The sequence below is a fragment of the Pseudomonas soli genome (assembly GCF_900110655.1).
Taxonomy (GTDB): Bacteria; Pseudomonadota; Gammaproteobacteria; order Pseudomonadales; family Pseudomonadaceae; genus Aquipseudomonas; species Aquipseudomonas soli.
The window spans coordinates 62,745-85,058 of sequence record NZ_FOEQ01000015.1 but is presented as its reverse complement, the minus strand read 5'-3'; the positions used below and the strand labels follow the sequence as shown (position 1 = coordinate 85,058).

At 64.6% G+C, this 22,314-nt stretch carries 22 protein-coding genes; 15 read left to right on the top strand and 7 right to left on the bottom strand.

The annotated features are described in order from the left end of the window. Window positions 1-21 precede the first annotated feature (21 nt). The 3 genes from lptF to BMY03_RS23740 all read right to left on the bottom strand — a co-directional run bounded on the left by lptF (window position 22) and on the right by BMY03_RS23740 (window position 1,872). Window positions 22-810 (bottom strand): lipotoxin F family OmpA-related lipoprotein LptF, encoded by a 789-nt coding sequence (gene lptF, locus BMY03_RS23750; RefSeq protein ID WP_023630102.1) that lies wholly within the window; start codon window positions 808-810, stop codon window positions 22-24. Between the two features lie 48 nt (window positions 811-858). Next, complete coding sequence (locus tag BMY03_RS23745) at window positions 859-1,272, bottom strand: DUF4398 domain-containing protein (protein ID WP_023630101.1); 414 nt, start codon at window positions 1,270-1,272, stop codon at window positions 859-861. A gap of 255 nt (window positions 1,273-1,527) precedes the next feature. Beyond that, window positions 1,528-1,872: a hypothetical protein gene (locus BMY03_RS23740; RefSeq protein WP_023630100.1), complete on the bottom strand. Its 345-nt coding sequence runs from the start codon at window positions 1,870-1,872 to the stop codon at window positions 1,528-1,530. Window positions 1,873-2,015: 143 nt separating this feature from the next. Between BMY03_RS23740 and ppc the strand changes: the two genes are divergently transcribed. The 7 genes from ppc to BMY03_RS23705 all read left to right on the top strand — a co-directional run bounded on the left by ppc (window position 2,016) and on the right by BMY03_RS23705 (window position 9,161). Beyond that, a complete protein-coding gene (gene ppc, locus BMY03_RS23735; protein WP_094012415.1) occupies window positions 2,016-4,643 on the top strand; it encodes a phosphoenolpyruvate carboxylase in 2,628 nt (875 codons plus the stop codon). Window positions 4,644-4,901: 258 nt separating this feature from the next. After that, on the top strand, window positions 4,902-5,552 hold the full coding sequence (gene adk, locus BMY03_RS23730) for an adenylate kinase (RefSeq protein WP_023632584.1): 651 nt from the start codon (window positions 4,902-4,904) through the stop codon (window positions 5,550-5,552). Window positions 5,553-5,640: 88 nt separating this feature from the next. Then, a complete protein-coding gene (gene tsaB / locus BMY03_RS23725; protein WP_094012414.1) occupies window positions 5,641-6,315 on the top strand; it encodes a tRNA (adenosine(37)-N6)-threonylcarbamoyltransferase complex dimerization subunit type 1 TsaB in 675 nt (224 codons plus the stop codon). 132 nt (window positions 6,316-6,447) lie between these two features. After that, window positions 6,448-6,738, top strand: a complete 291-nt coding sequence (locus BMY03_RS23720) for a hypothetical protein (RefSeq protein ID WP_094012427.1) — start codon at window positions 6,448-6,450, stop codon at window positions 6,736-6,738. A gap of 3 nt (window positions 6,739-6,741) precedes the next feature. After that, window positions 6,742-7,611 carry a DUF72 domain-containing protein gene (locus BMY03_RS23715; protein ID WP_094012413.1) on the top strand — a complete coding sequence of 290 codons (870 nt, stop codon included), beginning with the start codon at window positions 6,742-6,744 and terminating at the stop codon, window positions 7,609-7,611. Between the two features lie 23 nt (window positions 7,612-7,634). Further along, window positions 7,635-8,465 carry an isocitrate lyase/PEP mutase family protein gene (locus tag BMY03_RS23710; protein ID WP_094012412.1) on the top strand — a complete coding sequence of 277 codons (831 nt, stop codon included), beginning with the start codon at window positions 7,635-7,637 and terminating at the stop codon, window positions 8,463-8,465. Between the two features lie 6 nt (window positions 8,466-8,471). Then, entirely contained in the window at window positions 8,472-9,161 is a 690-nt protein-coding gene (locus tag BMY03_RS23705) for an extensin-like domain-containing protein (protein WP_094012411.1), read from the top strand. Between the two features lie 3 nt (window positions 9,162-9,164). On the opposite strand, the gene BMY03_RS23700 is transcribed toward BMY03_RS23705, so the two are convergent. Beyond that, complete coding sequence (locus tag BMY03_RS23700) at window positions 9,165-9,785, bottom strand: energy transducer TonB (RefSeq protein WP_094012410.1); 621 nt, start codon at window positions 9,783-9,785, stop codon at window positions 9,165-9,167. Between the two features lie 96 nt (window positions 9,786-9,881). On the opposite strand from BMY03_RS23700, the gene BMY03_RS23695 reads away from it, so the two are divergent. From BMY03_RS23695 to BMY03_RS23660, 8 genes are all read left to right on the top strand, one after another. Then, window positions 9,882-10,664, top strand: coding sequence for a class I SAM-dependent methyltransferase (locus tag BMY03_RS23695; protein ID WP_094012409.1), 783 nt, complete (start codon window positions 9,882-9,884; stop codon window positions 10,662-10,664). A 137-nt stretch (window positions 10,665-10,801) separates the two neighbouring features. After that, a protein-coding gene (prfB, locus tag BMY03_RS23690; RefSeq protein ID WP_104444985.1) for a peptide chain release factor 2 occupies window positions 10,802-11,897 on the top strand; the annotation gives its coding sequence in 2 pieces (ribosomal slippage) (window positions 10,802-10,873 and window positions 10,875-11,897; 1,095 coding nt in all). 92 nt (window positions 11,898-11,989) lie between these two features. Next, window positions 11,990-13,492: a lysine--tRNA ligase gene (gene lysS / locus BMY03_RS23685; RefSeq protein WP_023630948.1), complete on the top strand. Its 1,503-nt coding sequence runs from the start codon at window positions 11,990-11,992 to the stop codon at window positions 13,490-13,492. A 130-nt stretch (window positions 13,493-13,622) separates the two neighbouring features. Then, a complete protein-coding gene (locus tag BMY03_RS23680) occupies window positions 13,623-14,327 on the top strand; it encodes a TetR/AcrR family transcriptional regulator (protein ID WP_046854423.1) in 705 nt (234 codons plus the stop codon). Window positions 14,328-14,356: 29 nt separating this feature from the next. Beyond that, complete coding sequence (locus tag BMY03_RS23675; RefSeq protein ID WP_094012408.1) at window positions 14,357-14,905, top strand: LolA-like protein; 549 nt, start codon at window positions 14,357-14,359, stop codon at window positions 14,903-14,905. Between the two features lie 78 nt (window positions 14,906-14,983). Continuing rightward, window positions 14,984-16,261, top strand: a complete 1,278-nt coding sequence (locus BMY03_RS23670) for a flavohemoglobin expression-modulating QEGLA motif protein (RefSeq protein WP_023632436.1) — start codon at window positions 14,984-14,986, stop codon at window positions 16,259-16,261. Further along, entirely contained in the window at window positions 16,233-17,156 is a 924-nt protein-coding gene (locus tag BMY03_RS23665; protein ID WP_023632435.1) for an alpha/beta hydrolase, read from the top strand. Before BMY03_RS23670 ends, BMY03_RS23665 begins: the two co-directional genes overlap by 29 nt. After that, complete coding sequence (locus BMY03_RS23660) at window positions 17,153-17,482, top strand: PA3694 family proteiin (RefSeq protein WP_094012407.1); 330 nt, start codon at window positions 17,153-17,155, stop codon at window positions 17,480-17,482. The genes BMY03_RS23665 and BMY03_RS23660 overlap by 4 nt, the downstream gene beginning before the upstream one ends. A gap of 49 nt (window positions 17,483-17,531) precedes the next feature. On the opposite strand, the gene BMY03_RS23655 is transcribed toward BMY03_RS23660, so the two are convergent. The 3 genes from BMY03_RS23655 to BMY03_RS23645 form a co-directional block, all read right to left on the bottom strand. Then, window positions 17,532-18,293 carry a siderophore-interacting protein gene (locus BMY03_RS23655; RefSeq protein WP_094012406.1) on the bottom strand — a complete coding sequence of 254 codons (762 nt, stop codon included), beginning with the start codon at window positions 18,291-18,293 and terminating at the stop codon, window positions 17,532-17,534. Next, entirely contained in the window at window positions 18,290-18,823 is a 534-nt protein-coding gene (locus tag BMY03_RS23650; protein WP_038706671.1) for a PadR family transcriptional regulator, read from the bottom strand. Before BMY03_RS23650 ends, BMY03_RS23655 begins: the two co-directional genes overlap by 4 nt. Window positions 18,824-18,926: 103 nt before the next feature. After that, on the bottom strand, window positions 18,927-22,046 hold the full coding sequence (locus BMY03_RS23645) for a biosynthetic peptidoglycan transglycosylase (RefSeq protein WP_094012405.1): 3,120 nt from the start codon (window positions 22,044-22,046) through the stop codon (window positions 18,927-18,929). Window positions 22,047-22,314: the final 268 nt, after the last annotated feature.

The window sequence follows — 22,314 nt, the reverse complement described above, 5'->3', positions numbered from 1 at the left end:
ATTCAACGCAACGTGCAACCGTTACTGGATCTGGCTGACCGAGCGTGGTGCCACCGGCTGGTTGTCGTTGGAGATGGTTACTTCCACACGACGGTTTTGCGCGCGGCCGGAGTTGCTGCTGTTGTCAGCAACCGGATACTCCTTGCCGTAACCCTGGGCAACGATGCGCGCAGGATCCACACCGGCACGCACCAGGGCCATGCGCACTGCGGAGGCGCGACGTTCGGACAGGGTCTGGTTGTAGTTGGCAGAACCAACGCTGTCGGTGTAGCCCTCGACGATCACCTTGCGTTCAGGGTTCTCCTGAAGGAACTGCGCCAGCTTGGTGACGTTCGGGTAGGCGCTGCTCTTGAGCTCCGCCTTGTTGAAGTCGAACAGCACGTCGCCGAAGGTCACCAGGGTGCCACGGTCGGTCTGCTTGGCGTTGAGGCTGTCCTGCAGTTTCTTGATCTGCGCATCGCGGGCGTCGAGCTTGGCCTGGGCGCGTTGTGCCGCGGCGTTTTTCAGTTCACCCTCTGCGGTGCGCAGGGCAATGGTCTGCTTGGCCACTTCAACGCGTTGATTGGTGAGGTAGGCGAGCTGGTCGACCTTCTTCTCATCCTCGCGATCCATGTAGGCCTTGTCGGCCTTGTTCAGCCAGTCCTGAGCGTCCTTGGTCTCGAGCGCGGCCACTTTGCTCGACTGCGGATCGCTCTGCAGGGCGGAGAAATTGGTGCGGGCCGACTCGAGGTTGGCGTTCGGGTCGTGGGAGCAGGCGGCGAGGCCGACGCTGAGGGCCAGCAGGGCGGGAATCATGACGTAATTGCGCATAGTGTTCATCCTTTGATCTTTAACGAAGGCAGTGGAAGCTGAGCAGGCTTATTCAGCGCTGCGCAGGCCTTCCTCACGTACGTCCTGGACACCCTGGCGAGCATCCTGCACGGCCTTCTGGGCCTTGGCTGCCTGGGCTTTGCGCTCGGCAAGGCGAGCGTCCCATTCGGCTTGCTCGGCCAGCAGCTTGGCCTCGTCATACTTCTTGTCGTGCATGGCGATTTCGGCTTTCTTGAACTTGTCCTGGGCAGCCTTCATCTCCACTGCTGCGAACTCGGTGCCACCGGCACTGACCGCCGAGTTGACCGCCGATTGGGTCACGGCGTATTGCTCGGTAGGCGGCTTGCCCGCGCAGCCGGCCAGCACCAGGCTGCTGCCCAGGGCCAGCGCGGCCAGCTTGAGCCCGCGCAGATGAGTGGAGGAAGGTTGTGCGATGCGGGTCTTCATGGTGGTCAACTCCATTGGGTCACTCCTGTTAAACGACGATGCCACGCCGTGACAATCGCTGTTCCCCTGTTGCCAGTGTCGGGCGCAAAGGCCCGTGTTTACAGGGTTTTGCCGTGATGGCTATTGGCTGTGACCGGAGTGTTTTTTGAATAGTTCAGAAAAATTTGCACGCTAAAGGTATTTTTTTCTGACTAATCAGTCAGCGGTTTTCGCCTGGAACTTCCGCTGTAAATGACGGTATGCCGGGCAGTGCCCGGCACCCGAAGTGGCTCAGTGCGAGGGGTCTTTATGCACACGGCCAAGGGCTTGCAGATGGCGCCTGGAGAGAGCCAGAAAGCGCGGAGTAGGGCCGATGTCCTCGTACAGCGGGTCACCTTCCTCGTCGGTGGCAATCACTTGCTGGCCCTTGACGTAGGGGAAGCTGGCCTCCAGCTCTTCCAGTGCCGCCGCCACCAACTCGCCCAAGAGCTCCTCGGGGCTACGCTTGGGATACATGTCGATCAGCGCGGCCAGACGCGCTTCTGCTTCCATGTCCAGGTGCAGGACATGGCCGGTGGGGCTCAGGCGGCCGGCGGCGTTTTGTTCCCAGTGCTGGGCGAGTTGGCGAATTTTCATGATGACCTCTGTCAAAGCCTGGAGTGGCATTGCTTCGAATGATCTGTGTTCACTTTAGTTGCTTTGGCAGCATGCGCCTTGCCAGGAATGGTCGCGAGTGGGCACTCTTGGGCGCATGCGGTTTCCTGGAGTGGAGAAGGCTGATGAGTGATATCGATCTGCGCTTGCGCGAGGATGTGCACCTTTTAGGAGAACTGCTTGGCGAGACTATCCGCCAGCAGCATGGCGAGGCATTCCTGCAGAAGATCGAGGATATCCGCCACAGCGCCAAGGCCGACCGCCGTGGAGCGGGCGAGCAACTGAGCTCGACCCTGGGCGACCTGGCCGAGCAAGACCTGCTGCCGGTGGCGCGGGCGTTCAACCAGTTCCTCAACCTGGCCAACATCGCCGAGCAGTACCAGCTGATCCGCCGCCGTGACGCTGGCCAACCCGAACCGTTCGAGGCGCGGGTGCTCCCCGAGTTGCTGGCGCGCCTGAAGGCCGCTGGCCATGGCAACGATGAGCTGGCCAGGCAACTGGGCAAGTTGAACATCGAACTGGTGCTCACCGCGCACCCCACCGAGGTGGCGCGCCGCACCTTGATCCAGAAGTACGACGCCATTGCCGCGCAGCTGGCCGCGCAGGATCACCGCGATCTGATCCCGGCCGAGCGCCAGCAGGTGCGCGAACGCCTGCGCCGGCTGATCGCCGAATCCTGGCACACCGAGGAAATCCGCAGGACCCGGCCCACACCGGTGGACGAGGCCAAGTGGGGCTTCGCCGTGATCGAGCACTCATTGTGGCAGGCTGTGCCCAGCCACCTGCGCAAGGTCGATGCGGCTCTGTTCGAGGCGACTGGCCTGCACCTGCCGCTGGAGGCGGCGCCGATTCGCTTCGCCTCGTGGATGGGCGGTGATCGTGACGGCAATCCCAATGTCACGGCGGCGGTAACCCGCGAAGTGCTCTTGCTGGCGCGCTGGATGGCCGCCGACCTGTTCCTGCGCGATATCGACTACCTGGCCGCCGAGCTGTCCATGCAGCAGGCCAGCGCCGCGCTCAAGGAAAAGGTCGGGGACAGCGCCGAACCATACCGGGCGCTGCTCAAGCAGTTGCGCGACCGCCTGCGTGCCACCCGCGCCTGGGCCCACGCCTCGTTGGCCGCGACGCAGCCGGCCAGCGCGGCGGTGCTGGTGGACAATCGCGACCTCATCGCGCCGCTGGAGCTGTGCTACCAGTCGCTGCATGAGTGTGGCATGGGCGTGATCGCCGACGGCCCGTTGCTCGACTGCCTGCGCCGGGCGGTGACTTTCGGTCTGTTCCTGGTGCGCCTGGACGTACGTCAGGACGCTGCCCGCCATCGCGACGCGCTGTCGGAAATCACCGACTACCTCGGCCTGGGCCGCTACGCCGAGTGGGACGAAGAGCGACGCATCACCTTCCTCCAGACCGAACTGAAGAACCGCCGCCCCCTGCTGCCGGCGCATTTCCAGCCCCAGACCGATACCGCCGAAGTACTCGCCACCTGCCGCGAAATCGCTGCGGCCCCGGCGGCGTCGCTGGGGTCGTACGTGATTTCCATGGCCGGCGCGGCGTCCGATGTACTGGCGGTGCAGCTGTTGCTCAAGGAGGCCGGGCTGACCCGGCCGATGCGCGTGGTACCCCTGTTCGAGACCCTGGCCGACCTTGACAACGCAGGCCCGGTCATGGAGCGCCTGCTCGGGCTCCCCGGCTATCGTGCCGGCCTGCACGGCCCGCAGGAGGTGATGATCGGCTATTCCGACTCGGCCAAGGATGCCGGCACCACGGCGGCGGCATGGGCCCAGTACCGCGCCCAGGAAAACCTGGTACGTATCTGCCGTGAGCACCAGGTAGAGTTGCTGCTGTTCCATGGTCGCGGTGGCACGGTCGGGCGTGGCGGCGGCCCAGCCCACGCGGCGATCCTGTCGCAGCCGCCGGGGTCGGTGGGTGGCCGTTTCCGCACCACCGAACAGGGCGAGATGATCCGCTTCAAGTTCGGTCTGCCGGGCATCGCCGAACAGAACCTCAATCTCTACCTGGCCGCGGTGCTGGAGGCGACCCTGTTGCCACCGCCGCCGCCTGAGCCGGCCTGGCGCGTACTGATGGACCAGCTGGCCGCCGACGGGGTCAAGGCCTACCGGGCCGTGGTGCGCGAAAATCCGGACTTCGTCGAGTACTTCCGTCAGTCCACCCCCGAGCAGGAGCTTGGCCGCCTGCCGCTGGGCAGTCGCCCGGCCAAGCGCCGCGCCGGCGGCATCGAAAGCCTGAGGGCGATCCCTTGGATCTTCGGCTGGACCCAGACACGGCTGATGCTGCCGGCCTGGCTCGGCTGGGAGACCGCGCTGAGCAATGCCCTGGCACGCGGGCAGGGGGCGCTGCTGGCGCAGATGCGCGAACAATGGCCGTTCTTCCGTACCCGCATCGACATGCTGGAGATGGTCCTGGCCAAGGCCGATGCGCAGATCGCCGAGGCCTACGACGAACGTCTGGTGCAACCCGAACTGCTGCCGTTGGGCGCGCACCTGCGCGACCTATTGTCGCAGTCGTGCCAGGTGGTACTGGGTCTGACCGGGCAGTCGGTGCTACTGGCGCACAGCCCGGAAACCTTGGAATTCATCCGCCTGCGCAACACCTACCTGGACCCGCTGCACCGCCTGCAGGCCGAGTTGCTGGCACGCTCGCGCAGCCGCGAAGCCGCTCTGGACAGCCCGTTGGAGCAGGCCTTGCTGGTGACCGTGGCCGGGATCGCGGCTGGGTTGCGCAACACCGGTTGAGTTCAGCCCAGTCCGGGCGTGGTGAGGGCCGCGCTGGATCGTGATCGGTCCTCGCGCGGCCGGTTGCGCCTGGCGCAACCTGTCCTCTGGCAGGCTACAAGTGGCGCGTTCCTGCCACTTTGGGACGCTTGTCGGGGGGGCGGGTGCTGTGTATCTTGAGCAGCCTTTTGACCGATTTTGCGGTCTCGACCGATTTTTCCGGAATTGGCCTTGTGCGCCGAATCCGTTGATTTGCATAAAAAATATGAGGAGCACAAGATGCGCGTAATTCTGCTGGGAGCTCCCGGGGCCGGTAAAGGTACTCAGGCAAAGTTCATCACCGAGAAGTTCGGTATTCCCCAGATCTCCACCGGTGACATGCTGCGTGCCGCCGTCAAGGCCGGTACCCCACTGGGCCTGGAGCTGAAAAAGGTCATGGATGCCGGCCAGCTGGTCTCCGACGAGCTGATCATCAGCCTGGTCAAGGAGCGCATCGCGCAGGCTGACTGCGCCAACGGCTGCCTGTTCGACGGCTTCCCGCGCACCATCCCGCAGGCTGAAGCCATGGTCGCCGCTGGCGTCGACATCGACGCAGTGGTCGAAATCGCCGTGGACGACGAAGAAATCGTCGGCCGCATGGCTGGCCGCCGCGTGCACCTGGCATCCGGCCGCACCTACCACATCCAGTACAATCCGCCGAAGGTGGAAGGCAAGGACGACGTCACCGGCGAAGACCTGATCCAGCGCGATGACGACAAGGAAGAAACCGTGCGTCACCGCCTGTCGGTCTACCACAGCCAGACCAAGCCGCTGGTGGACTTCTACCAGAAGCTGTCGGCCGCCAACGCCGGCAAACCGAAGTACAGCCACATCGAGGGCGTCGGTTCGGTCGAATCGATCACTGCCAAGGTGCTGGCAGCCCTGAGCTGATCCATCACCGTGTGTCACGACGGCCCGCTTGCGGGCCGTTGTCGTTTATACTGCCGCTCTTTTCCCTGTTGCCTGGATACCTTGCTCGATGACCACCTTGCTGGCCCTGGATACCGCTACCGAAGCCTGTTCCGTCGCCCTGCTGCATGACGGCAAGGTGACCAGCCATTACGAGGTGATCCCGCGCATGCACGCGCAGAAGCTGCTTCCGATGATCAAGCAGTTGCTGGCCGAATCGGGCGTGGCGCTGAGCGCGCTGGATGCCATCGCCTTCGGCCGTGGCCCGGGCGCCTTCACCGGCGTGCGTATCGCCATCGGCGTGGTCCAGGGCCTGGCTTTCGCCTTGGAGCGCCCAGTGCTGCCGACATCCAACCTGGCGGCCTTGGCTCAGGGCGCCTTGCGTGAGCGTGGCGTGCAGCAGGTGGCCGCGGCCATCGATGCGCGCATGGACGAGGTGTACTGGGGTTGCTACCGCGCCGAACAGGGCGAGATGCGTCTGGTCGGCCACGAGGCGGTACTGCCACCGGAGGGTGTGGCCCTGCCACAAGGCGCGGGCGAGGCATGGTTCGGTGCCGGTACCGGCTGGGGCTACGCCGAGCGCCTGGCCGTGCAGGTATCTGCCATCGATGCGGGTGCGTTGCCCAGCGCCCTGGATATCCTCTCCCTGGCCGGCTTCGCCTGGGCACGGGGCGAGGCGGTGGTCGCCGAGCAGGCGCAACCGGTCTACTTGCGCGATAATGTGGCTACGCCCAAGGCGCGTTGAAGGCATTTCGTCGGCTATCGCCGTTCACGATAAAACCTTTTGCGCGAACTGTGGTCCAGTTATCAGTTCGGGCATTAGCGAAGGATTCCTGATGCTGCTAAATTGCCATCATTGATCCTGAGTGCCTTTGTCATGCGTATCGACGGCTTCTCCTCACAGAGCTACCCCATCAAGCGTGCGCCACGCAAGGCGCCGGCGCGTGACGAAGCCATCGATGAAGCCGATGCCGAGATCATCGAGGACATCGACGCGCAGATCAGCCGCGCCAGCCGTCGCGGCGAGAACCTGCCGGCCCGCCAGCAGGACCTGATCTTCCCCCGCGGCCGCAACCGCCGTACCTCCACCGCCCTGGCCAGCTACCTGACCACCGCCGGCTTCACCGACTGGGAGATGGAAGTGCTGGGGCTGGACCTGTACATTTGATGGATGACGCCATCATCTCTGCCTTATTTCCTCGGTTGCCCGTCCTGGGCTGAAAACGCCTGGCGCGATTACCTCTATCCCGCCGACGCCCGTAGCGGCGAGTTCCTCGGGCTCTACAGCCAGGTATTCAACGCCGTTGAAGGCAATACCACCTTCTATGCCCGTCCCGCGCCGGCGACCGTCGAGCGTTGGGCGCAGATCATGCCGTCGGGGTTTCGCTTCACCGCCAAGTTTCCCGGCGATGTGAGCCATGCCGGCGACCTGCGTGAACAACTCGATGCGGCCGTCGACTTCACTCGGCTGATGGCTCCCCTGGGTGAGCGCGTGGCGCCGTATTGGCTGCAGTTGCCGGCAATGTTCGGCCCGTCGCGGCTGGGCGAGCTGGCGCATTTCCTTGATGAGATCGGTGTGGCGGTAGCGGTTGAGGTGCGCAACGACGCCTTCTTCGCCCGGGGCGAGGAGGAGCGTCAGCTCAATCGCCTGCTGCATGAACGTGGAGTCGAGCGTATCTGCCTGGATCCGCGTGCGTTGTTCAGTTGCACCTCGCGCGAGCCCGCGGTGCTCCATGCCCAGGCTAAGAAGCCCAAGGTGCCGCCGCGGCCAGCGGCCTTCAGCCAGTCTCCGCAGGTGCGCTTCATCGGCCATCCGCAGCTCGAGGCCAACGAGACCTTCCTCACCCCATGGATCGACAAGGTCGCTGCATGGATTGAAGAGGGCCGCAGCCCCTACGTGTTCCTGCATACCTCCGACAATCGCCTGGCGGCGGCGCTGGCCCAGCGTTTTCACCAGCGGCTGATGGCTCGCCTGCCGGGCCTTGCAGCGCTGCCTGAATTGCCCCGCGCCCCTGAGGTCGAACAACTGGGGTTACTTTGATCTGACTGCCGGGAGGTTGAACCATGGATGTGCAAACCCTGCGAGCCGAAGCTTTCAAGGCGCTCCACGAGCGAGATGGCGCGTTCGTCATCCCCAACCCGTGGGACGCCGGCTCCGCCAGGCTGTTGGCCAGCCTGGGATACGAAGCGCTGGCCACGACCAGCGCGGGGCTGGCGTTCAGCCTGGGGCGGCCGGATGCCGAGGGCGCGCTGACGCTCGAGGAAACCCTGGGCAACGCCCAGGCGATCGTCGATGCCACGCCATTGCCGGTGGCGGCGGACCTGGAAAACGGCTTCGGCGAATTGCCCGAAGACTGCGCACAGAGCATTCTGCGCGCCGCCGAGGTGGGGTTGGTGGGCGGTTCGATCGAAGATGCCAGCGGTCGCGCCGAAGTGCCGATCTACGACTTCGACCTGTCCGTGGCGCGTGTACGCGCCGCCGTGCAGGCTGCCCGCGGCCTGCCGTTCCCCTTCACCCTTTGCGCGCGCGCCGAGAACCTGCTGCACGGGCGTCTCGACCTGGATGACACCATTCGCAGGCTGCAAGCCTATGCCGAGGCCGGCGCCGATGTGCTGTATGCCCCGGGGCTGCGCAGCGTCGATGAGATCCGTGCGGTGGTGCAGGCCGTGGCGCCAAGGCCGGTGAACGTGCTGATGGGCATGGCGGGCGTACCCTTGAGCGTGAACCAGTTGCAAGACCTGGGCGTCAAGCGCATCAGTGTCGGCTCATCGCTGGCGCGTGCCGCCCTGGGCGCTTTGCAGCGGGCCGCGCTGGAGATCCATGAGCAGGGCACTTTCAGTTATGGCGAGCAGGCTTTGCCATTCGCTCAGCTCAATGACCTTTTCCGTCGCTGAGGCTGCATGGGCAAAACGTTGACCGTACTGGCCAGCCTGCTGCTGGCCGTGCTTGTTGCCTGGTGGCTCGGTTTGCGCCCGGCGGATGCCTGGAACCCATGGGCGGTGCTGGATGTGCGGCAGCCGCCGAACCTGCTGACACCCTACAAGCTGTCGCGCCTGCGCGCCGACCCCGAGCTGTGCCGCCAGGCCTTGCAGACTTCATCATTGCGCTATCGGCCGCAAAGCGACAGCCCGGCGGCGGCCAACTGCCCGTTGCGCAACGTCTGGCGCATCGAAGGCGGGCAGGCGCGGCTCAGCAGCAGCTTCCTCGCCAGCTGCCCGCTGGCCGTGGCCTATGCGCTGTTCGAAGTGCATGGGTTGCAACCGGCTGCGCAGCGGGTGTTCGGCCAGCCAGTGACCCAGGTCGATCACCTGGGCAGCTTTGCCTGCCGCAACGTCTACCACCGCAAGCAAGGTCGGCTCAGCCAGCATGCCAGCGCCAATGCCCTGGATATCAGTGGTTTTCGCCTGCAGGACGGCCAGCGCATCGTGCTGGCGCGGGACTGGCAGGGAGATGGGCGCAAGGCGGACTTCCTGCGCCAGGTGCAGGAGGCGGCGTGCGCAAGTTTCAGCACGGTGCTGGGGCCGGAGTACAACGCCGCCCATCACAATCACTTCCATGCGGACATGGGTTTCTGGCAGATCTGCCGCTGAGGTTCAGGCGTGCAGGCGCACGTTGTTCAGCACAACCGGGCGCGCCCAGTGGATATCGAATTCCAGGTCGTTCTGCTGTTTGGCCAGCGTGCTGTCGTCGAAGGGCTCGGGCGCAGGGTCGAGCAGGCCGGTCTCGAACTCGGCGATGGGCAGGAACAGCGGGCGTGGCGTTGGGCCAGGGCCGGGCTCGGCGATGGGGTGGCCCTGGCTCATGACCACTGGACGCACCCAGCTGTTGTCGATGTCGAGCTGGCGTTGCTGCTCGATCAACTCGACGGTGTCGAAGGGCTCGGGGGCAGGTGGCAGCAGTTTGGCCTCGAGTTCCGCCTTGGGCAGGAACAGCGGCTCGGGTGGTGCCACCTCGGTGTCGTGAACCGGCAGGGCGCGCTGGGCATCGATCAGGGCCAGGGCGCGGGCGCCGCCGATCGGTTCGCCGCTCTCCTGGTCGCACTGCATCAGCGCCTGGCTGAAACCGTCGACTTCGCCTTTTTGTTGCTCTGCCATGGCGCGGGCAAAGAAATCCTGCCACAGGTGGCTGACGCCACCCAGTGCCTGGGTATTCTGTCGACCGTAGTTGCCGACGGGCGACAAGTAGGTCAAGCCAATGGGAAGAGTGTCTGTCATGGCAGTCGCGGGCGTTGTGCTCTGGCAGAATAGCGGGATATTGCCTGTATCGGCTCTGGCCGGGGTTACATTAATTTTTTTCGAGTGCGCGAATCGATGTTAGAGCAACAACAGGCGGCGGGTATCAGGGTCGAGGCGTTGGCCGCGCAATTCCAGGCGCAGGCCGAAGCATGGGCGCAGCGACTGGGCTTGCCGCTGGTTGACGAGGCGGCGGAGTTTGCCGTGCAGTTGGGCGCCGAGGGCCTGCAGATCCAGCAACTGGGGCCGCAGGCGCCCGGGCCTGTGCGGGTGGATTTCGTCGAGGGGCAGGCGGCGCATCGACGGCTGTACGGCGGTGGCAACGGGCAGATGATCGCCAAGGCGGTCGGTATCGCCCAAGGCGTGCGGCCGCGGGTGCTCGATGCCACGGCGGGGCTGGGCAAGGACGCGTTCGTGCTGGCCAGCCTGGGCTGCGAGATGACCCTGATCGAGCGCCAGCCATTGATTGCCGCGCTGCTGGAGGACGGTTTGGCGCGGGCGCGGGGGGATGCCGAAATCGGCCCGATCGTCGCGCGCATGCAACTGCTGACAGGCAATGCCATCGAGCGCATGCGTGCGTGGGAGAGGGAGGCGCCGCAGGTGATCTACCTCGATCCGATGTTCCCGCATCGCGACAAGAGCGCGCTGGTGAAGAAGGAGATGCGGGTGTTCAGGCCGCTGGTCGGCGATGACCTCGATGCACCTGCCCTGCTCGAGGCCGCCCTGGCGCTGGCCACCCACCGGGTGGTGGTCAAGCGGCCGCGCAAGGCGCCGATCATCGAGGGAGGCAAGCCGAGTCACAGTCTCGAGGGGAAATCGAGCCGGTACGATATCTATCCCAAGAAGGCGCTGAAGGGGTGAATGTCGGTCGTTGACTCAATCTGTGGGTTGTGGCGACCCCTGCGCCCGGCGATACCGCCCGGCGGGTCTGCCGCGGTGGCGCAGACTCGGTTATACTCGCGGGCTTTTCACCGAATTCGCACGAGAGCTGCCCGCCCATGGAAATCCAACCGATCCTGAACACCATCAAGGACCTCACCGAGCGTTCCCAGTCTATTCGGGGGTATCTTTGACTACGATCACAAACATGATCGTCTGGTCGAAGTAAACCGCGAGCTGGAAGACGCCGCAGTCTGGAACAAGCCCGAGTATGCCCAGGCCTTGGGCCGTGAGCGCGCGATGCTGGCACAGGTGGTCGAGACCCTCGATAAACTGGCCAACGGTCTGTCCGACTGCAAGGACCTGCTCGACATGGCTGTCGAAGAGGGCGATGAAGGCGCTGTCGGCGATGTCGAGACCGAGCTGCAAGGGCTCGAGGAATCCCTCGCCCAGCTCGAGTTCCGTCGCATGTTCAGCGGCGAGATGGACATGAACAACGCCTATCTGGATATCCAGGCCGGCTCCGGCGGCACCGAGGCCCAGGACTGGGCCAACATTCTGCTGCGCATGTACCTGCGCTGGGCCGACAAGCGCGGCTTCGACGCCACCATCATCGAACTGTCCGAAGGTGAAGTCGCCGGCATCAAGGGCGCCACCGTGCACATCAAGGGCGAGTACGCCTTCGGCTGGCTGCGCACCGAGATCGGCGTGCACCGCCTGGTGCGCAAGAGCCCGTTCGACTCCGGCGCCCGTCGCCACACCTCGTTCTCGGCGGTGTTCGTCTCGCCCGAGATCGACGACAAGGTCGAGATCGAGATCAACCCGTCCGACCTGCGCATCGACACCTACCGCTCCTCCGGCGCCGGTGGCCAGCACGTCAACACCACCGACTCGGCGGTGCGTATCACCCACGTGCCGACCAACACCGTGGTGGCTTGCCAGAACGAACGTTCCCAGCACGCCAACAAGGACACCGCCATGAAAATGCTGCGGGCCAAGTTGTACGAGCTGGAGATGCAGAAGCGCAATGCCGCCTCGCAGGCGCTGGAAGACAGCAAGTCGGACATCGGCTGGGGTCACCAGATCCGTTCCTACGTGCTCGACGACTCGCGCATCAAGGACCTGCGTACCGGCGTCGAGCGCAGCGACTGCCAGAAGGTCCTGGACGGCGACCTCGACCAGTACCTGGAAGCGAGCCTCAAGCAGGGGCTGTAAGCATCACCGCCGTGGCGGGCCCGTGGGAGCGGGCTTGCCCCGCGATCCCTCACCCGCGAGGGCAACGAACACCTGATGGAAAGAATGACGACATGAGCGACCTCAAGACCGAAGCGCAAGACCTGCAACAGGAAGAAAACACCCTGATCGCGCTGCGCAAGGAAAAACTTGCCGCCGAGCGCGCCAAGGGCAACGCCTTCCCCAACGACTTCCGTCGCGACAGCTACTGCAACGACCTGCAGAAACAGTACGCGGACAAGACCAAGGAAGAGCTGGAAGCCGCCGCCATTCCGGTCAAGGTTGCTGGTCGCATCATGCTCAACCGTGGCTCGTTCATGGTCATCCAGGACATGACCGGCCGCATCCAGGTCTACGTCAACCGCAAGACCCTGCCGGAAGAGACCCTGGCCGCGGTCAAGACCTGGGACCTGGGCGACATCATCAGCGCCGAAGGTACCCTGGCCCGTTCCGGCAAGGGCGACCTGTACGTCGAAATGACCAACGTGCGCCTGCTGACCAAGTCGCTGCGCCCGCTGCCGGACAAGCACCACGGCCTGACCGACACCGAGCAGCGCTACCGCCAGCGCTACGTCGATCTGATGGTCAACGAGGAAACCCGCCACACCTTCCGTGTGCGTTCGCAGGTGATCTCGCACATCCGCAAGTTCCTCATCGAGCGCGACTTCCTCGAAGTGGAAACCCCGATGCTGCAGACCATCCCCGGCGGCGCCGCGGCCAAGCCGTTCGAAACCCACCACAACGCGCTGGACATGGCCATGTTCCTGCGCATCGCCCCGGAGCTGTACCTCAAGCGCCTGGTGGTCGGTGGTTTCGAGAAAGTGTTCGAGATCAACCGCAACTTCCGTAACGAAGGCGTTTCGACTCGTCACAACCCAGAATTCACCATGCTCGAGTTCTACCAGGCCTACGCCGACTACCGCGACAACATGGACCTCACCGAGGAACTGTTCCGCGAGCTGGCGCAGCTGGTGCTGGGCAGCACCGACGTGCCGTACGGCGACAAGGTGTTCCACTTCGGCGAGCCGTTCGTGCGCCTGTCGGTGTTCGACTCGATCCTCAAGTACAACCCGGAACTCACCGCCGCCGACCTGCAGGACGTCGACCGTGCCCGCGAGATCGCCAAGAAGGCTGGCGCCAAGGTGCTCGGCCACGAGGGCTTGGGCAAGCTGCAGGTGATGATTTTCGAAGAGCTGGTCGAGCACAAGCTGGAGCAGCCGCACTTCATCACCGAGTACCCGTTCGAAGTCTCGCCGCTGGCCCGTCGCAACGACGACAACCCGGCCGTGACCGACCGCTTCGAGCTGTTCATCGGTGGCCGCGAGATCGCCAACGCCTACTCCGAGCTCAACGATGCCGAAGACCAGGCCGAGCGCTTCCTGGCCCAGGTGGCCGAAAAGGACGCCGGTGACGACGAAGCCATGCACTACGACGCCGATTTCGTCCGCGCACTGGAGTACGGCATGCCGCCGACCGCCGGTGAAGGCATCGGCATCGACCGCCTGGTGATGCTGCTGACCAACTCGCCGTCGATCCGCGACGTGATCCTGTTCCCGCACATGCGTCCACAGGCCTGAGTGATCTGAACAAGCCGCCTTTCGAGGCGGCTTTTTCTTGCCTGAAACTTTATGTTGTTTCTACGGGCCTCGCGATGAGGCCGGTACAGGCAACCCACTGTTCGTGAGGTAAACCCGAGTGACCCCCGCCATGCCCCACCAGGGCGCCGCCGGCATCGCCACCGCCGTCGCCGAAAGCGTGCAGTACCAAGGCCGCAAGACCGCCCGACAGGGCAGCGAGCAACGCCGCCAGCAGATCCTCGACGCCGCCATGCGCATCGTCGTGCGCGATGGCGTGCGCGGTGTGCGCCACCGCGCCGTGGCCGCCGAGGCCGGCGTGCCGCTGTCGGCCACCACCTACTACTTCAAGGATATACAGGACCTGCTGGCCGACACCTTCGCCCAGTACGTCGAGCGCAGCGCGGCCTACATGGCCAAGCTCTGGACCAACACCGAAGGCGTGCTGCGCCAGTTGCTGGCCCAGGGCGACGGCAGCCACGAGGCACGGGCGCACCTGGCCGATGAAGTGGCGCGCATGCTGGCCGACTACGTGCTGCGCCAACTGAACAACCGCCGCGACTTCCTCATGGCCGAACAGGCCTTCCGCCAGGAGGCGCTGCTGTGCCCGCGCCTGGCCGAGCTGGTGCAGGCTCACGAGCAGATCCTGCTGCATGGCGCGCGCCAGATACTGCAGGTGGTCGGCTCGCGCCAGCCGGAACAGGATGCCCAGATGTTGACGGCGATTATCGAGCAGATGGAATATCAGGGCCTGCTCAAGGATGCGAATGCGCAGGCCGATGAGCAGATGCTCGCTATCCTTGTCCGATACCTGCAGATGGTGCTGGCCTCGGCCTGAGTGGCGAACGATTTTTCAAGGAGAACCTGATGAAAGCCTGGCGTGTGGTGTTGTTGACCTTATCATTCCTCCTGCTGGGCGGTTGTCTGGTGACCTTCGACGAACCGCTGCCGGCCAACCAGCCAGCGCCTAAGGCCCTACTCGGGCAGTGGAGCAGCAAGGACGCCTGGGGCCAGCCGCTCAAGCTGAGTATCAGCCGTGCCGGTGGCAACACCTACAAGGCAGTGGCCCGTGCCCAGGGCAAGGCGCCCGAGGAATACGTCTTCACCGTGGCCCGGCACGGCAACCGCTGGTACCTGTCGGCGGGCGTGCCCAAGCGGCTGGGTGGCAACTTCCTGATCGGCGGCTTCGAGGTAATCGACGGCAAGCAACTGGTGGTCTACAACCTCGATGTCGAGCAGGTCCAGCAGGCCGTGGACGAGAAGGAGCTGAGCGGACGCAGCACCCAGGTGCCCGAGGACAATGGCCCCGGCGTGGTGATCGACAGCCCGACGGAGCGTGTGCTGGCCTACCTGGACGACCCGGCCAACTCCGACCTGTTCGTCGAAGTGGCACGCTTCCAGCGTTCCGCCAAATAGCACTGAGCATACCGGCCTCCTCGCGGGGCAAGCCTACTTCCACGCAACGTTGCGACAGGCTTCAACAAGGAGTCCCCGGTGGACGAATACCAGCAAACCATCCGCAGCCTGTCCGATCGCATTGTCGCCACGCAGACCCCGATCCGCGTGCTTGACGCAGTGAAATGGGACGACGGCATCCGCCAGGGCTTCCTCAAGGCCAAGGGCAAGGAGCCGCCTGCGGTGGATCGCGCCTATTACCAGAACCGGCCGTTGTCGTTCGATTCCAGCGCGGTGAAGGCCGAGTTCCAGAGCATCGAGCGCGACATCACCCGGCAGCTGGGCCAGTTCAACCCGGTCGGCCAGATCATGCGGCGCATGTGCAAGGAGTACCGCATGGTGGTGCGTATGCTCGAGGCGCGAGGCACGGAGGATTTCGGCCTGATCTCCCAGGAGCTCTATGGCGCCGCCTCCGATGCCTTCCACGCCGGTGACCCGACCCTGGCCGACCTGGGCCTGATGCTCTCGGACTACCTGAACAACATCGACGGCCGCGGCGACCTGAAGGACGAGCCGAAGAATCTCACCGCCAAGGAAGCGGTGGAGATTCTCCAGCGGCGTTTGAACAAGGTGTTCGGTGAAGCCGAGGAAACAATCCGCGTGTTCGAGTCTGACGGTATCGTCGCCGACGCGGCGGCCGGTGCCGACTACATCAAGGTGCGCGCCGACGCCATGTTCAACAGCCGCGACGTGCGGGCCCTGGAGGTACACGAAGGGTTGGTGCATGTCGGCACCACCCTCAATGGCCTGAACCAGCCGATCTGCACCTTCCTGGCCAAGGGGCCGCCCTCGTCGACGGTGACCCAGGAGGGCCTGGCGATCCTCATGGAAGTGATCGCCTTCGCTTCCTACCCCAGCCGCCTGCGCAAGCTCACCAACCGCACCCGGGCCATCCACATGGTCGAGGAGGGCGCGGACTTCCTGCAGGTCTTCGAGTTCTTCCGTGGCCAGGGCTTCGAGATGGGCCAGAGCTACAGCAACGCCAGCCGCGTCTTCCGTGGCTCGGTGCCCAACGGCCTGCCATTCACCAAGGACTTGTCCTACCTCAAGGGCTTCATCATGGTTTACAACTACATTCAGTTGGCCGTGAAGAAGGGCAAGCTCGAACAGATCCCGTTGTTGTTCTGCGGCAAGACCACCCTGGAAGACATGCGCACCCTGCGCCAACTGGTCGAAGAGGGGTTGGTGGAGCCGCCCAAATACCTGCCGGAACAGTTCCGCGACCTCAACGCGCTGTCGGCGTGGATGTGCTTCTCCAACTTCCTCAACCACCTGAGCCTGGACCGTATTGAAGCCGACTACGCGAACATTCTCTGACGCCTGCCGTCACCTCGCCTTCGGCCTCGGTTTGCTGCTGCTGGGGGGCTGCAGCAGCCTGCTGTTCTACCCCGAGCCGGGCCAGCCGTTCACTCCGGCACAGGCGCATTTGCAGTATCAGGACGTGAGCCTCGCCGCCGCCGACGGCACGCGCCTGCACGCCTGGTGGATCCCGGTGCCGCAGGGGGTCGAGGTCAAGGGCACCGTGCTGCACCTGCATGGCAACGGCGGTAACCTGGCCTGGCATCTAGGTGGCAGCTACTGGCTCCCGAAAGAGGGCTACCAGGTGTTGATGCTTGACTATCGCGGGTATGGGTTGTCCCAGGGCAAACCGACGTTGCCCGAGGTGTATGGCGACATCGGCGCGGCCCTGGACTGGCTGCACGCCGCTCCCCAGGTGCAAGACAAGCCGCTGGTGCTGCTGGGCCAGAGCCTCGGCGGGGCGATGGCCATTCACTATCTGGCACAGCATCCCGAGCAGCGTCGGCGTTTCAGCGCCTTGGTATTCGACGGTGTGCCGGCCAGCTACCGGGCCGTGGGGCGTTATGCCCTGAGTACCTCGTGGATGACCTGGCCGCTGCAGGTGCCGCTGTCGTGGCTGGTGCCCGATGGCGACAGCGCGATCCACTCGATCGAGCGTCTGGACAGCCCGCCGAAGCTGTTCTTCCACAGCATCGACGACAACCTGGTGCCGCTGGACAACGGCCTGCGCCTCTACCGACATGCACCACCGCCGCGGGTGCTGCAACTGACTCGTGGCGATCATGTGCAGACCTTCGCCGACCCGACCTGGCGCCAGGTGATGCTGCGCTTCCTGGACGATCCCACGCACTTCAACGGCCTGCGTCGGCTGGCCGAAGTACCCAACTATCCTGACGAGAAGAACAAGCAATGAGTGAAGAACGCAACGCCATCCCACTGATCCTGACCGGTGTCGGCAGCATCATCGTGACGGTGGGAGCCCTCTGGTACTACGGTTACCTGCATTTCGCCAAGCCGGAGGACGCCCTGTTGCTGCAGGACTTCACCATGCTCAAGACCATTCCCGGCGAGGACTACAAGCTCTCGCTGACCCCGGCGCCGCAGGTGGCGCAATGTATCGACGGCGTGCTGGTGCTGTTCGATACCGAGCAGAAAGGGCTGACCGGCGTACTGGTGGACAACCGCAAGCGCGCGGTGCGTTGCGCCGGGCAGGAGACGCCGCAGCAGGAGCTGCAGTGACAGGCACCCCAGGCAAGGGGCTCGTCCGCTGCCACCGGCCCGGCCGGCGTCATTCGTCGTCGGCAGTGCCGTCGGCCCGCCAGTAGGCGGCAGCCTTGAGGGCGTCTTCCTGCACGCCCTTTTCCAGCAGCAGCGCCTTGGCCTGCCGGGTCAGTGCCTTCTCCAGCGCCACCCAGCCATACAGCCGGCCTTGAGGCAGCGCCAGGTGCTTGACCCGCTCCAGCAGGTCTTCTGCATGCCGGCGCACCCAGATCACCTCCACTTGCGCCTTGCTGGCCAGTGCCTGGCGCTCTTGCTCGTCCTCGATCTGGATCACCGCGAGTACCTGGCGCCCCGCCGGCAATTCTTCAAGGCGCCGGGCGATGGCCGGGATTGCGGTTTCGTCACCGATCAGCAGGTAGCTGTCGAAGATGTCCGGCACCACCATCGAGGCGCGTGGGCCGGCGATGTCCAGGGTCTGGCCGGGCGCCGCCTGGGCGGCCCAGGTGGAGGCGGGGCCGTCGCCATGCAGGACGAAGTCGATATCCAGTTCAAGGTTCTCCAGGTCGATACGCCGTGGCGTGTACTCGCGCATGGTTGGTCGGGCGCCGCCGTCGCGGCCGAGGTTGCGGGCGTCGATGGCCTGCTGTTCTTCGGGCGTGCAGGCGAACAGCAGCTTGATGTGGTCGTCGCTGCCGACGCTGGCGAAGCCCACCAGCTCCGCGCCACCCAGGGTGATGCGGCGCATGCGCGGGGTCAGGTCGGTGACCCGCAGCACGTTGAGGCGGCGTTGGCGGATCTCGTGGTTGACGCGGTGGATGGTGTTGCTCATGGGGTGTTCTCCGTAACAGGGATGGCCGGCCCGGAGGCGATGGCCTTGGCGGTTTCGTTGAGCAGGTTGCGCACCCGCTCGATCTCTTCGGCGCTCCAGCGGCCGCTGTGCATGTGCAAGGCATGGCGCAGGTTGCCGACGGCTTCGTGGATTTCCGCGGGGCGGTCATGACCGCGCAAGGCACGCTTGCTCACCTCGATGCGCATGCGCACGCCATCGAGGGCAACGGCCTGTTCCGCCAGGGCGCTGCGACCGGCATCGGTGATGGCGTAAAGGCGCTTGCTGCCCTGGATGGCGCCAGTGACCAGCTCGGCTTCCTCGAGGTAGCTGAGGGTCGGGTAGATCACCCCGGGGCTGGGGCTGTAGCTGCCGTCGAATAGGCTCTCGATCTGGCGGATCAGGTCGTAGCCGTGGCCCGGTTGCTCGGCCAGCATCGACAGCATCAGCAGTTTCAGGTCGCCCGGGGCGAATACCCGTGGGCCACGTTCGCCGCGGCCGGGGCGGCGTTCGAAGGGATCGTGGTCACGCATGGAGAGGGCTCCGTCTGTTTAGATATATCGCAAGATATTACTCAAGATATATCTAAAGACAAGCCTTCAAATGCAGATGATTATCATCTGTTTTCTTGATGATTCACGACTGGCCCGCCACCTGCGGCGCCTTGCAGGCGGTTGGGTTGCCTGGTTCCAGGTAGGGCATGAGGATCGGCGCCATGCCCTTGAGCACCTGCACCGGCAGTGCCGAGGTAAAGGTGAAGGCCTCGGCCGTGCGCCCCGGAACGAACGCGGTGAGGGTGCCGAAGTGGTTGTCGCCGAGGAAGAACACGAAGGTGGCGGTGCGGTTCAGCGAGCGCGAGCCGATCAGCCGGCCGCCGGCGCCGAAGCTTTCGATACGGTTGTCGCCGGTGCCGGTCTTGCCGCCCATCACCAGCGGCGTGCCGTCGTGCAACTTGAAGCTGCCGGAGATGCGCCGCGCGGTACCGGCATCGACCACCTGCGACATGGCGCCCTTGAGCGCCCGGGCGACCTCGACGGGCAATATCCGCTGACCGCGGTCCGGATCGCTGATCAGTTGCGTCTCGTACGGGGTGTTCTGGGCGAAGTGCAAGGTGTCGATGCGCAGGGTCGGCAGGCGCACGCCATCGTTCTGGATGATCCCGACCAGTTCGGAGAGGGCGGCCGGCCGGTCGCCGGAGCTGCCGATGGCGGTCGCCAGCGACGGTACCAGGTGGTCGAACGGATAACCCACGCGCTTCCAGCGCTGGTGGATGTCGGTGAACGCCTCGATTTCGACCATGGTGCGGATGCGGCTGTCGCGGGCGCCCTGGTGGCGGCTCTTGAACAGCCAGCTATAGACCTCCTGGCGTTCGAAGCGGCTGGCGTTGAGGGCGTCCTTGAGCGATGCGCCAGGGTTTTTCAGCAGGTAGCCGAGCAGCCACAGGTCCAAGGGGTGGACCTTGGCGATGTAGCCCTGGTCGGGCAGGTCGTACTTGCCCGGGCCATAGGCCTCGTACATCTCCACCAGACGGCCATCGGTGAGCTTGGCCATGGCCTTCTTGTCGTCCTTGCTGTGGGCGCGGACGAAGGCGTTGAAGGTTTCCTGGCCGGCTTCGGGGAACAGGTAGCGGTGCACCGCGGCCAGGCGCTGCGGGGTCACGCGCATGCTGTCGAGGAAGGTGTCCAGGCGCTGCTGCGAGGTCTTGCGCTGGTATTTCTTCCAGAAGCGCATGGTGTAGTTGGAGCCTTCGCGGTCGGCGAAACGCGCCAGGTATTCCTGGCGGCGCGGGTCGCTGTCGTCCCTGAGCAGCGGCTCGCGATTGAACGGCTGCTGGTAGGTGACGTAGCGCACGATGTCGCGCATCAGGCGGATGAACGGCAGGTTGATCGACTCGCGCAGGGCATCCTTGAGGGTCGGGTTGCGGTTGTTGTCTTCCTTGCGGAAGTTGTTGAACACGTGCATGCCGCCGCCGGTGAAGAAGGCTTCGCCGGTGTTGGCCGAGTACTTGCGCTCGAGGGCTGCATCGAGCATGGCGTCCAGGCTCTGGTTCTTGCCGTTCTGCATCAGCCATTCGAGTGACCACTGGCTGATGCGGTCGAGCTCGGCCACCGGGACTTTCTTCAGTTCGGCGGCGGGTTTGCCGGCGTATTTGTCGTGCAGCTCGGCAACGATTTCCAGGTAGGTGGTAAGCACCCGCAGCTTGGCGGTGGAGCCCAGTTCAAGCTTGCTGCCTTCGTTGATGTCGAAGGGCTGGTTGGTGCTGTCGGTCTGCACCCGTACCCGCGAGCCGTCGGCGGTGCGTTCGAACAGGGTGAAGCTGTAGCTGACCTGGTCGGTGGTCTTGCTGGTCAGCAGGCGTTCGCCGATCAGGCCGAGCTGTGCGGCGAACGCCGGGTCGGCGAGGTTCTTCAGATACTGGCTGACCTGCACTTGCAGGTCGGCCTGCAGGGTGCTTGTGGCTGACAGGTCGAGGCGGTCGAGGTCGTACAGCGGCCGGTTGAGCATGGCTGCCAGGCGGTTACGGGCCAGGCTGATGCCTTTGTTGGTGATGATCGGCACGATGGTCGGCTGGGCCACCCAGTCGCGGTACACCGCCTTGCTGGCAAGGGCAGCGTCGGCCAGTGGACGGTCGATGACTGCGTTGGCGGCGAGTACCCGTATATGCGAATCGGTCAGTTCCGCCAGTTCGATGCGGCCCTTGGACAGGTAATGCGAGGGGCGGCGCTGGGCGATCATCAGCGACAGCACCTGGCGCAGGGCCAGTCCGCGCTCGGCCATGCTCTTGTCGTCGGTGGCGATGGAGGTGAGGGCCTGGTTGACCTGATCGAAGTCGGCGCCGTACCACACCCGCAAGCCTTCCGCCATGCCGTGCACCTCACCGTGGCCAGGGACGGCCGACAGCGGCACGCTGTTGAGGTAGTCGCGCACGATGCGTTCGCGGGCCTCGGTGGTGTCGGGGCCGCCCTGGTAGGCGCGTACGCTGGCGGAGATCATCTGGCGGATCTTCTCGGCGCCGGAGACGGTCAGCCCGTCCGGCGAGTGGCGATACTTCTCAAGCTGGGTGGCCAGGGTGCTGCCACCGGCAGATTGGCCGGGCAGGGCCAGGTATTTGGCAATCTGGCTGTAGGCCGCCTTGGCGAAGCGGGGCCAATCCACCGCCGGGTTGTTCTGCGGGTCCTTCGGGTCGAGCAGGTCGCGGTTCTCGATGAACAGCAGGCTGTTGACCATCACCGGCGGGATCGCGGCGAAATTCGGATACAGGTGCTGCGGGTAGTTGTACTGGTAGAGCATGTCGCCGCGGCAGTCGGTGATCGACAGGCCAGCCTGGATCTTCTCCACGTAGGGCACGAACAGGCCGTGTTCGACGTAGTTCATCAGCGCCGGGGAGAAGCGCACTTGCTGGTTGATCAGGTAGTCGCGCTTGAGCAGTCGTGGCAGGAACTCGCCCAGGGCGCTGTAGCCCAGGCGTTTGTCGAACGGGCCGTCGCCCGGGTAGACGATGGCATCGCTCGGGCCGGGCTCCAGGGCATAGGTCAGGGTGCCGGCCAGGCGGCTGAATTCACGGGACTGCAGGCGCGAGGTCTGGAATTCGTCGTAGGCGGCCAAACCTACCGCCACCAGTGCCACCAGCAGGATAAGCAGGATCAGGCGCCACCACAGGCGGCGCTGACGTGGAGTCTTGGACAAGGGGGCTTCAGCCTGAGTTTCTTTGGGTGCTTCCGTTCTGGTTGGTTCCGATTGCCACAGTGCGCCCATAGTCTTGAGTCCGGCCAGGTGTTTTCGCGTTGCTTGCCTGAAGCTTAGACGGTGGCCGAGTTTGGTGAAAAATTTGTAAGTAGCTTCGGGGAATCACGTATGAACATGCGCCTTTGGTGCGACTTCCATTCTTCGGCAATGTTGCTAAGGTAGCTGCCCCATTCCTGTGCATGGGCGGAGCGAGGCCAGGATGCCCCTCCGGTGAAGGGGATTTGGCCGAGAATTCTCGCCAAATTTCCTGCTGTATATAGTGAAAAGCCCTACAAGC

Coding starts and splice junctions, on each gene's coding strand:
- BMY03_RS23705 (WP_094012411.1), top strand. CDS start 8,472: ATGGGCAAAACGTTGACCGTACTGGCCAGCCTGCTGCTGGCCGTGCTT.
- lysS (WP_023630948.1), top strand. CDS start 11,990: ATGAGCGACCTCAAGACCGAAGCGCAAGACCTGCAACAGGAAGAAAAC.
- BMY03_RS23710 (WP_094012412.1), top strand. CDS start 7,635: ATGGATGTGCAAACCCTGCGAGCCGAAGCTTTCAAGGCGCTCCACGAG.
- BMY03_RS23745 (WP_023630101.1), bottom strand. CDS start 1,272: ATGGAGTTGACCACCATGAAGACCCGCATCGCACAACCTTCCTCCACT.
- BMY03_RS23645 (WP_094012405.1), bottom strand. CDS start 22,046: ATGGGCGCACTGTGGCAATCGGAACCAACCAGAACGGAAGCACCCAAA.
- BMY03_RS23695 (WP_094012409.1), top strand. CDS start 9,882: ATGTTAGAGCAACAACAGGCGGCGGGTATCAGGGTCGAGGCGTTGGCC.
- BMY03_RS23715 (WP_094012413.1), top strand. CDS start 6,742: ATGACGCCATCATCTCTGCCTTATTTCCTCGGTTGCCCGTCCTGGGCT.
- lptF (WP_023630102.1), bottom strand. CDS start 810: ATGCGCAATTACGTCATGATTCCCGCCCTGCTGGCCCTCAGCGTCGGC.
- BMY03_RS23740 (WP_023630100.1), bottom strand. CDS start 1,872: ATGAAAATTCGCCAACTCGCCCAGCACTGGGAACAAAACGCCGCCGGC.
- ppc (WP_094012415.1), top strand. CDS start 2,016: ATGAGTGATATCGATCTGCGCTTGCGCGAGGATGTGCACCTTTTAGGA.
- tsaB (WP_094012414.1), top strand. CDS start 5,641: ATGACCACCTTGCTGGCCCTGGATACCGCTACCGAAGCCTGTTCCGTC.
- BMY03_RS23650 (WP_038706671.1), bottom strand. CDS start 18,823: ATGCGTGACCACGATCCCTTCGAACGCCGCCCCGGCCGCGGCGAACGT.
- BMY03_RS23680 (WP_046854423.1), top strand. CDS start 13,623: ATGCCCCACCAGGGCGCCGCCGGCATCGCCACCGCCGTCGCCGAAAGC.
- BMY03_RS23700 (WP_094012410.1), bottom strand. CDS start 9,785: ATGACAGACACTCTTCCCATTGGCTTGACCTACTTGTCGCCCGTCGGC.
- BMY03_RS23660 (WP_094012407.1), top strand. CDS start 17,153: ATGAGTGAAGAACGCAACGCCATCCCACTGATCCTGACCGGTGTCGGC.
- BMY03_RS23655 (WP_094012406.1), bottom strand. CDS start 18,293: ATGAGCAACACCATCCACCGCGTCAACCACGAGATCCGCCAACGCCGC.
- adk (WP_023632584.1), top strand. CDS start 4,902: ATGCGCGTAATTCTGCTGGGAGCTCCCGGGGCCGGTAAAGGTACTCAG.
- BMY03_RS23720 (WP_094012427.1), top strand. CDS start 6,448: ATGCGTATCGACGGCTTCTCCTCACAGAGCTACCCCATCAAGCGTGCG.
- BMY03_RS23675 (WP_094012408.1), top strand. CDS start 14,357: ATGAAAGCCTGGCGTGTGGTGTTGTTGACCTTATCATTCCTCCTGCTG.